We start from the raw sequence: 13,679 nt of genomic DNA, 5'->3' as shown, positions 1-13,679 counted from the left end.
CGTCCACCCGACATTTCCGTGCTAGAAGCTTTACCACTACAGTACAAATTAAAACACCAATGACCCAAGTACAGATACGGCAGTATCTGCACATGCGGTCGGTCGTTCCTACACATCCATGTGTTCAAGACATTCGGACATCCTGTCCAGCCCGCTGGAGGCGATTAGTAACAATGAGTTCACAAGTTCAAACAGGCTGCTTAGTCATATCTGTCAAAAATGTAATCAGTCTTCATTCGAAGGCCAACCAATTTGGGTGCAAAAGTAAGTTATCGCCAGCCTAAAGTGATTCTAATGCCAACTCTCAGTACTACTGCAAATACACTCGCGACGTGCCTTTATATTAAAAAAGCACAAATGCTTGGCGTTTGAGCGTCAAAAAACATCGTTGATTGGCTAATTTTCGGGTTTTTATTGAAACCATTTGTTAGAATCGCCTGTTATTTTATGGCTGCACTATTCGTTGCCATACTTTGTTTACCATTAAGCATCACGCAAAGTATTCAAGTTTTACTATTTAAAGGCAGGCTATGACCGTTCTTCTAATGACCCCTCCCATGACTCAGCTTAATACGCCTTATCCAGCTACGGCGTACTTAACGGGTTTTTTACGCTCCCAAGGCTATGAGGCGGTGCAGCGAGATCCTGCTATTGAACTTTTCTTAGAGATGATGACAGCCCCCGCACTGGAGATTATTCGTCAACATATAGAAGAGAACTTCGAACACTTTGAAGACGACGAACTGCCTGATGCAATATTTAATTTTTTAGCCGAGTTTGACCGCTACCATCTTACCGTTGAGAGCGCGATTCGGTTTTTGCAGGGAAAGGATCCAAGCCTTGCGATGCGAATTAACTCGCGCCGTTTTCTACCCGAAGGCCCAGCATTCGATGCGATTACACAAATGGAAGCGGTATCTGGCGATGTATTGCAAGCAGCCTTTGGTAACTTAGGTGTACAAGATAAAGCTAAATATCTTGCCACCTTATTTATTAACGATTTGTCCAGTGTTATCACTCAAGGCGTTGATCCCTATTTTGAGGTGAGCCGCTATGGCGAGCAGTTAGCGGCGGCAAACCCAAGTTTCGATAATCTCTACGAGACCTTAATGGGTGAGCCGAGCTTTAGCTCTGAAATATTGGAACAATTAGTTGAGCATTATCTTGAGGAAACTCAACCTAGCGTAGTGGCGCTTACAGTGCCCTTCCCCGGCAATATGTTGGGTGCGCTGCGTATTGCGCAAACCTGTAAAGCCATCAATCCCGATATTCCTATTGTGGTCGGCGGCGGTTTTATTAATACCGAGCTACGCGCCCTTAAAGATCCTCGCGTGTTCGAGTTTATTGATTTTATCTGTCTCGATGACGGTGAACGCCCTTTCATAACCTTGCTGGAGTATTTTCAAGGCCAGCGCGAAGTGGACGATCTTGTACGCACCTATTTCCTCGCCGAAGATGAAAACGGTGAGGCTTATGTCCATTTCAATGAGAATGACCAGCTGCAAGATATCCCACAAACAGAGGTTGGCGCGCCGATATATGATGGCTTGCCATTAGGCGATTACCTGTCTTTATGTGAAATGCTTAACCCTATGCACCGTATATGGAGTGATGGTCGTTGGAATAAGCTGACCATTGCCCATGGTTGTTACTGGCGTAAATGTAGCTTCTGCGATGTTAGCCTCGATTATATCGACCGTTTTGACTCAGCGAGTGCGGATGTTCTAGTCGATAGAATTGAGCAGCTTATTGAAGAGACTGGCGAGACCGGTTTCCACTTTGTTGATGAGGCGCTGCCACCGAAACTATTATTCACTTTTGCTAAACGGCTCATCGAACGTGGCGTAGTGATCAGTTGGTGGGGCAATATCCGTTTTGAACGCACCTTTAGTGAAGCCCGTTGCCAATTGTTAGCTGATTCAGGCTGTATTGCAGTCAGTGGTGGCCTAGAAGTGGCATCAGATAGACTATTAAAGTTGATGAAAAAAGGCGTTAGCGTTGAACGCGTCGCTCAGGTGACCAAAGCCTTCAGCGACGCTGGTATTTTAGTGCACGCCTACCTGATGTATGGCTTTCCAACTCAAACTGAGCAAGAAACCGTTGATTCGCTAGAAATGGTTAGACAGATGATGCAGCAAGGCTGCTTTCAATCCGCCTACTGGCACCGCTTTGTCGCGACCATACATAGCCCAATAGGTTTAAACCCTGAAAACTTTGGTATTACCCTTGCTGAGAGACCAGAGGTTTTATTTGCTGAAAATGATGTCGATTTTACCGACCCAACCGGAACTAATCACGACATGCTTGGCGAAGGTCTAAGAAAAGCTATTTATAATTATATGCACGGTATTGGTTTTGATCAGCCGATGAGCTTCTGGTTCAATCAAGATGTTAAACCGACCAGCATGAGAAAAGACTTTGTTTCAAGAGCGGTAAGCAACCTCATCACCAGCAATGATGGTTGAGCAGTAGTTAAATAACCCAAAACACTAACCGCCATCCGGGCCACCTTCTTTATATGCATCAGAACGTGGCCTAATTTGATTTCCACAAAAGCACTTATTGGTATGACTGATTACTAATGTAGCGGCTTATCTTTTGTTTTTCACGTCCACTTAGTCTTAGCTACTTTTTATCAGGCGCTTATCAACAAGCCCTATTCTTATATCTTGACAATAACAGTCTCTTTTAGTGAATTTTGAGTGCTAGCTTGTTGTTATGAAATGAAATATTAGAAATAATATCAACTCTATGTTTAAGGGAAACCAAATAGCTTGGCATCTGTTGGACACAATGACACTGACACTTTTTTTAAACGGAATTTCTACAATGAAAAAAGCACTACTGCTCTTAGTCGCAATATCTTCACTAACAGCTTGTACTGACGGTACAACTGGCAAGGCTTGCCTAGGAAAAAACAATGATTCGTTAGTTGAAGGCATGCAAGATCAATGTAAAGCAGGTGATGCGGTTGCAACAAAACACCCAGCCTATTTCTGTGACTTCAATTATGCCATTGCATATAACGACTATAACTCAGCAATGTGTATCTACAACGGCGAGCAAAAAGCAGAACGAACAGCTGATTAACTATATTAGGTGTTTAGTCATTAGATTAAGCACCTCTAATTTCAATCCGTATAAGACTTAATTTCTTCACTTGTCTAAGCTTTCACATCCACCATCAACTCGAAAAATAACGGTTATACAATAACATAACTAGTTCATCACTTTTATCGAGCATGCTTTTTTTGCTAAGTGTTGCTGCCACTGTTACCCACTTTAAAATCATATTGGTGGCATTCTTCACAAGTTTCCTTGAGCTCCGATATCGATTGTTAAAAACCGCAACAAATAAACCTTTTCACTACATTAGTTACAAAAGCAACCAACTCAACTTTTATAAATAAATATAACTCATTGTATTTAAAGCGATATACACATTGGCACATATAATGCTTTGTTAGGAGTAATGAAACAACTTAAATGGGTTTAAAGACATGGAAGCACTTAATAACAACAAAATTATCCTACCAATTATGCTTGCTGCGCTACTTTCTGCATGTGGTGCAGAAGAAGAGGTAAAGGAAGAAGAAAAATATGCAGTTCCAGTAGAAATCGCAACCGTTATTCAAGGCGATGTATCCTCTTTTTATAGCACCACGGCAACACTTGAAGCACCAGAAGAAGCCAAAGTGGTTACCCGCGTTGCCGGTCTTATCCAATCAATTAGCGTGGAAGAAGGCGATCGTGTCACTAAAGGACAGTTGCTTGCGGTAATCGATTCAAAAAGACAGAAATTTGATTTAGACCGTTCACAGGCTGAAGTCGAAATTATTGAGCAAGAACTTAACCGCCTCAAAAAAATCAGTAATAAAGAGTTTTTTAGTGCTGACTCCATGGCGAAGCTCGAATATAACTTACAAGCAGCAATGGCTAAACGCGACTTGGCAGCTTTGTACGTACAAGAAAGCATGATCCGCTCACCGATTGATGGCGTCATCGCGACCCGCTTTGTAAAGTCGGGCAACATGGCTAAAGAGTTCGACGAACTGTTCTATATTGTTAATCAAGATGAGTTATACGGCATTGTGCACCTACCTGAGCAGCAATTGCAGCACCTTCGCTTAGGCCAAGATGCACAGATATTTGCCAACAAACATACTAAAGACACTACTCACGCTACCGTTCTTCGCATTAGCCCTATTGTTGATGCTCAAAGCGGTACCTTTAAAGTGACGCTTTCAGTACCCAATCAAAAAGCCACGCTTAAAGCCGGTATGTTCACTCGTGTAGAGCTGCGTTATGACACTCACAATGACGTCATTACCGTGCCATATAACGCGCTAGTTAACCAAGACAATGAGTTTGCGCTATATGTCATCGATGGTAGCAACGCCAACCGTCGTACTGTGACTTTGGGCTACCATGAGGCTGATACTGTTGAAGTGGTTGCAGGTATAGAGCCTGGTGAACAAATCGTTATCCGTGGTCATCAAAATCTTAAAGATCAGTCACTGGTTGAAGTGATTGGTTCTTTAAATATTGCATCAGCTAAATAGACTCGGAGCGCGCTATGTCGATAATAAAAACCTCGGTAAACCGTCCTGTCACCGTGTGGATGTTTATGTTTGCCGTGATTCTCTTTGGTATGGTTGGTTTCTCACGTCTCGCGGTGAAACTACTGCCTGATTTAAGTTATCCAACCATTACTATTCGTACTCAATATGTGGGTGCCGCGCCAGTTGAAGTGGAGCAGTTAGTCTCAAAACCCATCGAAGAAGCGGCGGGGATTGTCAAAGGCTTACGTAAAATAAACTCTATCTCTCGTTCAGGGATGTCTGATGTGGTACTCGAATTTGAGTGGGGCACAGACATGGATATGGCAAGTCTCGATGTCAGAGAAAAACTCGATACCATCGAACTGCCACTGGATGTAAAAAAACCGCTATTACTGCGCTTTAATCCAAACCTTGACCCAATAGTTCGCCTCGCCCTTTCAGTTCCAAGCGTTGATGCTGATGTGGCTAAATCTGCGAGCGATAGCGAGCTCAAGCAAATGCGCACCTATGCAGAAGAGGAGCTTAAAAGACAGCTTGAATCATTATCAGGTGTCGCTGCAGTACGTTTATCTGGCGGGTTACAGCAAGAGGTTCATATTCAACTTAATCAGCAAAAACTGACTCAACTTAACTTGAGCGCTGATCTCATTCGTAGCCGTATTGCAGAAGAGAACATTAACCTCTCCGCCGGTAAAGTTATCCAAGGTGATAAAGAGTATTTAGTTAGAACCCTAAACCAATTCAACTCGCTTGAAGAACTGGGGCAAATTGTTATTTATCGTGATGCGCAGACCTTAGTCAGACTCTTTGAAGTTGCTGAAATTGTCGATGCTCATAAAGAGCGCAACGATATTACTCGTATTGGTGACAGAGAATCAATTGAACTCGCCATTTACAAAGAGGGTGACGCGAATACTGTCGCAGTGGCACGCAAAGTCACCGATGAGATAAATAAACTAAACAAAAATAGCCCCAAAGCAGAGCTGCAGGTCATTTACGACCAATCAGAGTTTATTGAAAGCGCAGTGAATGAAGTCACCTCGGCAGCGCTTATCGGTAGCTTGCTGTCTATGTTAGTTATCTACCTATTTTTACGAGATATTATACCGACACTGATTATCTCAATTTCTATTCCTTTCTCCGTCATTGCCACCTTTAACATGATGTATTTTGCCGATATCAGCTTGAATATCATGTCGCTTGGGGGAATTGCACTCGCCGTCGGCTTGCTGGTTGATAATGCCATTGTGGTACTGGAAAATATCGACCGCTGTAAGTCACTGGGCATGAATAAACTCGATGCGGCTGTAACGGGGACAAAAGAGGTATCAGGTGCAATCTTTGCATCAACACTCACTACCCTTGCGGTATTTGTGCCTTTAGTATTTGTTGATGGCGTTGCTGGTGCGCTTTTCTCTGACCAAGCTCTGACCGTAACCTTTGCCTTACTTGCATCACTGTTTGTAGCACTGACCACCATTCCAATGCTTGCATCACGTGAAGGTTTTAAAGCGCTACCGCCGCTAATGGCTAAAACAGAGAAACAGAAGCCACAAACCAAGCTTGCTAAGCTTAAGCATTACAGCGCTACCGTGTTCTCGTTCCCATTTGTATTGCTATTTAACTATCTGCCAAGCGCACTGTTAACACTGGCGCTGATTATTGGCCGCAGCCTTTCTTGGCTTGTAGGGCTGGTTATGCGTCCATTAAGTAGTGCCTTTAATTGGGTCTATGGTGTGCTTGAAAGTGGTTATCATCGCTTATTGGCTGGCGCGCTTAAATTCAGAGTGTTGACCTTATCCATTGCTATTGCCATTACTGCTGGCGCGGCCCTATTGGTACCAAGACTCGGTATGGAGCTTATACCGCCGATGAATCAGGGCGAGTTCTATGTCGAAGTGTTGCTGCCACCAGGAACTGAAGTGTCAGAAACCGATAAAGTACTGCGCACGCTAGCACTGTCGATTAAAGACCGAGCTGATGTTAAGCATGCTTATAGTCAAGCGGGAAGCGGCGGATTGATGACATCTGATACCTCTCGTGGCGGTGAAAACTGGGGACGCCTACAAGTCGTACTAGCAGATCACGACGCGTTTGCAGCTGTTACTCAGAAACTTCGCACCACAGCAATGCGGATCCCAGAGCTTGAAGCTAAAATCCAACACCCAGAGTTGTTTAGCTTTAAAACACCATTGGAGATTGAACTAGTTGGTTACGACTTGGTGCAGCTTAAATCTACTGCTGATAGCTTAGTGGATGCTCTGTCTGACTCTGACCGCTTTGCAGATATCAATACAAGCCTTAGAGATGGACAGCCTGAACTTAGCATTCGCTTTGACCATCAACGCCTTGCCGCTTTAGGCATGGATGCACCATCTGTGGCAAACCGTATTGCACAGCGTATTGGCGGCACGATTGCCAGTCAATATACGGTTCGTGACCGTAAGATTGATATTCTAGTGCGCAGCGAACTTGATGAGCGTAACCAAATTAGTGATATCGATTCGATGATCATTAATCCAAATAGTAGCCACCCTATTTCACTCAGTGCAGTCGCAGATGTCAGCCTTAAACTTGGCCCATCGGCGATTAATAGAATTAGTCAGCAACGAGTCGCGATTGTCTCTGCTAACTTAGCCTATGGCGACTTAAATGACGCGGTATTGACCGCCCGTGAAATTCTCGCTAACCAAACGCTGCCGACTTCTATTCAGGCCCGTTTTGGTGGCCAGAATGAAGAGATGGAGCATTCATTCCAGTCATTACAGATTGCATTAGTATTGGCGGTATTTTTAGTTTACTTAGTGATGGCCAGTCAGTTTGAATCTTTGTTACACCCGTTACTCATTCTTATTGCGGTACCGATGGCGGTGGGTGGCAGTATTTTAGGGCTTTACATTACCCAAACGCATTTGAGTGTAGTGGTCTTTATTGGACTGATTATGCTGGCGGGTATTGTGGTTAACAATGCCATTGTTTTAGTGGATAGAATTAACCAGCTACGTCAGTCCGGACAAGACAAGCTCAGTGCGATAACCAATGCTGCCGAGTCGCGTCTTCGTCCCATTATCATGACTACAATGACAACCGCTTTGGGTCTATCGCCTATGGCACTTGGCTTAGGTGATGGCAGTGAAGTGCGTGCTCCGATGGCAATAACGGTTATCTTTGGCCTATCGCTATCGACACTGCTCACTCTGGTGGTTATTCCTGTGCTTTACGCGCTGTTTGATCGCAAAGATTATGCAAATAATAAAGTAGAGCAAGAAAGTGCTAGTGAGCCCGCAGTCGAAGGGGGTCAAGTATGAATATCACCCGCCTTGCAATCGCACGGCCAGTAACCACGGCGATGTTCTTTGTCGCTATATTACTGTTCGGTCTCGCTTCTAGTCGCTTGTTGCCGTTAGAGATGTTTCCTGGCATCGATATTCCGCAAGTGATTGTCGAAGTGCCCTATAAAGGCTCAACTCCTTCAGAGGTTGAGCGCGATATAACCAGTGTATTAGAGGAAACATTAGCCACTATGGGCGGCATTGAAGAGCTGCGTTCAAGCTCTTCGCAAAATGGCGCCGAGATAGAGCTCAGAATGAAGTGGGGAGAAAATGTTGCCACTAAAAGCCTAGAAGCACGCGAAAAAGTAGACTCTGTACGCCACTTACTGCCTAAAGATGTTGAGCGAGTATTTATTAGGCAGTTTAGTACCGCCGATATGCCGGTTCTCAATTTACGAATATCGAGTGATAGAGAGTTATCAGGCGCTTTTGACTTACTGGATAAGCAGCTTAAAAGACCACTTGAACGTGTAGAAGGCGTGTCTCAAGTTACCCTTTACGGTGTAGAGCAAAAACAGATAGAGATCCGTATCAATGCTGACAAACTAGCCGCCAGTAATATTTCAATTAAAGCGCTGACTCGCCGTATGCAACAAGAGAACTTTGTCATTAGTGCTGGCGTGTTAAAAACAGACTCGCGTGTCTATCAGGTATCGCCTAAAGGTGAGTTTAGAAATCTTGATGAAATCAAGTCACTGGTGCTCACCCCAGGAATTACTCTCGGTGATATTGCAACAGTCAGTTTCTCGTTACCTGAACGTTTAGATGGTCGCCACCTAGACCAAAACTATGCGGTAGGACTCGATGTATTTAAAGAGTCTGGTGCCAATTTAGTTGATGTCTCTGCGCGGGTATTAAAAGTGATTGAGAACGCTAAGCAAGATCCGCAGTTTCAAGGCATTAAGCTGTTTGTGATGGAAGACCAAGCATATGGAGTTACCTCATCACTGCGCGACTTGCTAACCGCAGGTTTGATTGGTGCCCTGCTCTCTTTTATCGTGCTTTATCTGTTTTTGCGAAACCTTAAGATGACCTTGGTGATCGTGTCATCAGTGCCGATTGCGATCTGTATGACGCTGGCTGCGATGTATCTGCTCGGGTACAGCCTCAACATCCTTTCTATGATGGGGTTATTGCTCGCTGTGGGCATGCTGATTGATAACGCTGTAGTAGTGACTGAAAGCGTACTGCAAGAAAAGCAGCTGCAAAAGTCAGATCCTACTTACCAGAAAACTAAAGCCGATGGTAACAGCTCGATACTAAACGGTGTTGATAAGGTGTCGTTAGCGGTACTAGCCGGTACTTTAACCACCGCCATCGTATTTTTACCCAATATTTTTGGGGTGAAGGTTGAGCTAACTATTTTTCTTGAACATGTCGCCATTGCTATCTGTATTTCACTGGCAGCATCACTACTAGTGGCCAAGACCTTGTTGCCACTGATGCTCAGTAAAATGGAGTTTAACCTGCCGGAAAAAGTGCACAAAAGTAAGTTACAGCAGCGTTATCTTAATAGCCTTAACTGGATACTATCGAGACCAAAAACCTCCGGTGTTATCGCATTAATTCTGCTTGGCTCTACCGGATTACCACTATCAATGGTGAAACAAGATCAATCTGATGGCGAAGGCAACAACCGCCTTTACATCAATTACCAGGTTGAGGGGCGCCATAGCCTAGATGTCACCGAGAAGATGATCGATAAAATGGAGGATTATCTGTACGCCAACCAAGACAAATTCTACATCGACTCGGTTTATAGCTACTTTTCTGCAGACAGAGGTCAATCGACCTTACTGCTAAAAGAAGATATAGAGATTGATATGAAAGCCTTGAAAAAGATGATCCGGGAAGGGTTTCCAAAATTTGCTATCGCGAAACCGCAGTTTGGTTGGGGCGGAGAAAACAACGGCATTCGCATCTCGTTGACTGGCCGTTCGACCTCTGAGCTCATCCATATCAGCGAGCAAGTGATCCCACTGCTTAGTGCTGTTGAAGGGCTGACTGATGTGCGTTCAGAGCTTAGCGGCGCGCAACAAGAGGTGGTGATCAGAATTGATCGTGAAATGGCGGCAAGGCTGGATCTCAAACTAAATGAAGTGGCATCAAGTATCTCTATGGCACTGCGAGGTTCTCAACTGCGCTCATTCCGTCATGATCCAAATGGCGAACTTCGTATAGAGATGGCCTATGAGCAACAATGGCGTTTGTCACTAGAAAAGCTGAAACAGCTGCCGATCATCCGTATCGACAATCGTGTTTATACGCTAGACAGTCTGGCGAATATCGAGATCCAGCCTAGGTTTGACACTATTCGCCATTACGATAGACAAACTGCGCTGTCGATTGGTGCCAACCTCGATGATCTCACCACCGAAGAGGCGCAAGAGAAGATCACCCAAGTCATGGAGACGATTAACTTTCCTTCTGGCTACGGCTATTCGTTACGTGGGGGATTCCAAAAGCAAGATGAAGATGAGGCGGTCATGGCAACCAACATGATTCTAGCTATCGCAATGATCTATATCGTGATGGCAGCATTGTTTGAGTCGCTGCTACTACCAACGGCCATTATCACCTCAATTCTCTTTTCGATTACCGGGGTATTTTGGGCGCTGCTATTTACCGGTACTCCGATGTCGATAATGGCAATGATAGGGATCTTGATTTTAATAGGGATTGTGGTCAACAACGGCATAGTATTAGTCGACCAAATAAACCAGCTTAACCCTGAACTCGATAAGCTGTCAGAAACCATCAGTCGAGTGTGTAATACCCGATTACGACCTGTATTAATGACGGTGGGCACCACAGTATTAGGTTTGGTTCCGTTAGCAATGGGTGATACTCAGCTCGGTGGTGGCGGCCCGTCATACTCACCGATGGCCATTGCGATTATTGGTGGACTGACGTTCTCTACTGTTACCAGTTTATACCTGGTACCACTGTGTTATCAGGCGCTATATAGAATGCGTCATCAATCGGCCATTCGCCTTGGTCAAGCAGATCGTTTTTCTCGCCGAGTACTACCTTGGGCGAGCTAAGTTAGTGAAACTACCACCGAACCCTTTTGGGTTCGGTTTTTTCTGGCAAATTTAGCTTAGGCCGTAATGTTGATAAAATAATGGATATGGTTAATACCAATCGTTTACTGTTTTCCCCATTCCCTCGCAATATCCCCAGATTCAATAACAAGTCCACAGTTTCAAAAAACTAATGTATAAGCATGCTACCTTGCCATATTGTCAAGGGACAAAAGCCAACACTTACGCCACAAACGCAACAAAACACAGCCAATAGCCACGTAAAAATAACAAATTCCGATGTAATCGATTAATAAAGCAGCTAACAAATCAGTTACTTTGAGTGTCACAAACTGATACAGGCAAAGTATGCCATAGATCACAAAACTCACATAAATAGTCCTTATAATCACGCTCGTTAATAGTGAGTTATGCCAAAAATAAACCTATTAACAGTTTAAGAAGTTTTTTGACTTCTTGGGGTCTAAACAAATATAAGAGAATGGATATGCTAAACAAAAAATTAATAGCAGTAGTTATCGCATCAACCTTAGGGCTAACAGCATGTAGTTCTGATGACGATGACAACAAAGTCAGTGCAGTTGAGGTGGATCTTCGAATTCTTGAAACCTCAGATCTACACACCAATATCATGGATTTTAACTATTACAGCGGTAAAGAAGATCCTACAATCGGTTTAGCCAGAGCTGCTAGCCTAATCAGCCAAGCTCGTGCTGAAACAGCTAACTCAGTATTGGTTGATAACGGTGATTTACTGCAGGGTAGTCCAATGGGCGATTATATTGCCAGTACGGGTCTAAGCGATACTCACCCAGCCTATAAAGCGATGAATACCTTAGATTACGTTGTCGGGAATATTGGTAACCACGAGTTTAACTATGGCTTAGAATTCTTAGAAAAAGCCATTGCTGGTGCGAATTTCCCTTACATTAACGCTAACGTTATCTGTGCCAACAAAGATGGCTGTTGGAATGAGGTAGAATTTGCAGACAACATGTTCACGCCATACATCATTACAGACAAAGTGGTTGTAGATAGCAATGGTAATGAGCATACAATCAAAATCGGTTACATCGGTTTTGTTCCGCCGCAAATTCTGCAATGGGATAAAGCAAATTTAGACGGTGAAGTTGAAGTGCTAGGCATTACTCAAGCAGCCAGAAAATTCATCCCACAAATGAAAGCTGAAGGTGCTGATGTCATTATCGCCATTCCGCATTCGGGTATTGGTTCATCAGATAACCCTGGTGATGCTTGGGCAGAGAATGCGACTTACGCACTAACTCACGTTGAAGACATTAATGCCATCATGTTTGGCCATAGCCACTCGGTTTTCCCTGATGCTAAATATGCTGATCTGCCAAATACTGACGTTGAAAAGGGGCTTTTGAACGGCGTACCTGCTGTTATGCCTGGTCGTTGGGGTGACAACTTAGGTATTGTTGACCTTAAACTTCGCAAAGAAGACGGTAAATGGAATGTTTACCATGAAGAGTCACAAACTGAAGCGCGCCCTGTTTACGATACCGCAAATAAAGAAGAGTTAGTTACTGGTGAGCAATCAATCCGTGACGCAGTAGAACTTGAGCACCAAGGTACCTTAGAGTTTGTTAACCAGCCTATTGGCGTGGCAACAGCGGACATGTACAGCTTCCTGACATTGGTTCAAGATGACCCAACGGTTCAGATTGTTTCTGACGCTCAAATAGCAAAAGTAACCCAGCAAATTCAAGCTGGTACTGATGAAGAGCTGAAGAAACTGCCAGTATTGTCAGCATCGGCACCATTTAAAGCTGGTGGTCGTTATGAAGAGGGTGATGCAAGTCAATTCGTGATGGTTGAAGCGGGCGAGCTAACTTACAGTAACGCGGCGGATCTTTACTTGTACCCAAACACTATGGTCGCTGTTAAAGCTACCGGTGCTGAGCTACAAGACTGGCTAGAGTGTAGTGCAAATCAATTTAACCAAATTGACCCAACAAGCACTGCGCCACAAAACCTTATTAACCGTGCCGGTCACCCAACCTATAACTTCGACGTTATCGATGGCTTAACTTACAAAGTTGATGTCACTCAACCATCTAAGTTTGATCGTGACTGTGCCGTGGTAAATGCAGCTGCTAACCGTATTGTCGATTTAACCTACACAGATAGTGATGGCAAAGTCTTCACTGGTGCTGAACTAAGTGGCAAAGAGTTTGTTGTTGCATCAAATAACTATCGAGCCTTTGGTGGCGCATTTGCTGGAACTGGTCCTGATCACGTAGTGCTGGAACTTCCTGATGAGAACCGTGAAGCGCTATCTCAGTACATCACCGCTGAATCTCAACCTGACGGTTCAGGTGGATACGACAGCGCAGTTGATCCTTCAGCTGATTACAACTGGGATTTCAAAACCATCACCACTAACGTAACACTTGATGTTCGCTTTGAAACTCAAGACAGTGAACTTGCTGATACATTCATCAAAGAAAACCAACAGCGTACCATGGTTAAGCTTGCTAAAGATGACAGCACTGTTGCTGGTTTTGCTATTTACAGCATAGACTTAACTAAAGAGCCTACTGCCAAATAATCGCTAGTAACTAAGTTTTAACCCACTAAAAAGGCTTCTAAATGGAGTAATGCCGATCATTTAGTATGAAAATGATCGGTTGACTGCTCTACTCAGTCGTTCAGAATCCGAGTTCTGTTTCAGGATTCGGATTTTTTATGCTCGTCTCACAAGCCCTAGATATCAT

6 protein-coding genes are annotated in these 13,679 nt (G+C 44.0%); all 6 read left to right on the top strand.

From position 1 onward, the window contains the following. The first annotated feature begins 530 nt into the window (after window positions 1-530). Entirely contained in the window at window positions 531-2,465 is a 1,935-nt protein-coding gene (locus AB4238_RS14165) for a radical SAM protein (RefSeq protein WP_372033999.1), read from the top strand. Between the two features lie 364 nt (window positions 2,466-2,829). Then, entirely contained in the window at window positions 2,830-3,090 is a 261-nt protein-coding gene (locus AB4238_RS14160; RefSeq protein WP_220740259.1) for a hypothetical protein, read from the top strand. Between the two features lie 410 nt (window positions 3,091-3,500). After that, window positions 3,501-4,562 carry an efflux RND transporter periplasmic adaptor subunit gene (locus AB4238_RS14155; RefSeq protein ID WP_372033998.1) on the top strand — a complete coding sequence of 354 codons (1,062 nt, stop codon included), beginning with the start codon at window positions 3,501-3,503 and terminating at the stop codon, window positions 4,560-4,562. A 14-nt stretch (window positions 4,563-4,576) separates the two neighbouring features. After that, complete coding sequence (locus AB4238_RS14150) at window positions 4,577-7,870, top strand: efflux RND transporter permease subunit (RefSeq protein ID WP_372033997.1); 3,294 nt, start codon at window positions 4,577-4,579, stop codon at window positions 7,868-7,870. Then, window positions 7,867-10,938: an efflux RND transporter permease subunit gene (locus tag AB4238_RS14145; RefSeq protein WP_372033996.1), complete on the top strand. Its 3,072-nt coding sequence runs from the start codon at window positions 7,867-7,869 to the stop codon at window positions 10,936-10,938. Before AB4238_RS14150 ends, AB4238_RS14145 begins: the two co-directional genes overlap by 4 nt. A gap of 487 nt (window positions 10,939-11,425) precedes the next feature. Then, window positions 11,426-13,513: a bifunctional 2',3'-cyclic-nucleotide 2'-phosphodiesterase/3'-nucleotidase gene (locus AB4238_RS14140; protein ID WP_372033995.1), complete on the top strand. Its 2,088-nt coding sequence runs from the start codon at window positions 11,426-11,428 to the stop codon at window positions 13,511-13,513. Window positions 13,514-13,679: the final 166 nt, after the last annotated feature.

The sequence above is a fragment of the Shewanella sp. 10N.286.45.A1 genome (genome assembly GCF_041470405.1).
GTDB lineage: Bacteria > Pseudomonadota > Gammaproteobacteria > Enterobacterales > Shewanellaceae > Shewanella.
Note: the sequence above shows the minus strand (reverse complement) of the source record. Positions and strands in the feature narration are given on the sequence as shown.

Bases quoted from the DNA above. Each gene is read 5' to 3' on its own strand.
- AB4238_RS14145 (WP_372033996.1), top strand. From the start codon at position 7,867: ATGAATATCACCCGCCTTGCAATCGCACGGCCAGTAACCACGGCGATG.
- AB4238_RS14150 (WP_372033997.1), top strand. From the start codon at position 4,577: ATGTCGATAATAAAAACCTCGGTAAACCGTCCTGTCACCGTGTGGATG.
- AB4238_RS14155 (WP_372033998.1), top strand. From the start codon at position 3,501: ATGGAAGCACTTAATAACAACAAAATTATCCTACCAATTATGCTTGCT.
- AB4238_RS14165 (WP_372033999.1), top strand. From the start codon at position 531: ATGACCGTTCTTCTAATGACCCCTCCCATGACTCAGCTTAATACGCCT.
- AB4238_RS14140 (WP_372033995.1), top strand. From the start codon at position 11,426: ATGCTAAACAAAAAATTAATAGCAGTAGTTATCGCATCAACCTTAGGG.
- AB4238_RS14160 (WP_220740259.1), top strand. From the start codon at position 2,830: ATGAAAAAAGCACTACTGCTCTTAGTCGCAATATCTTCACTAACAGCT.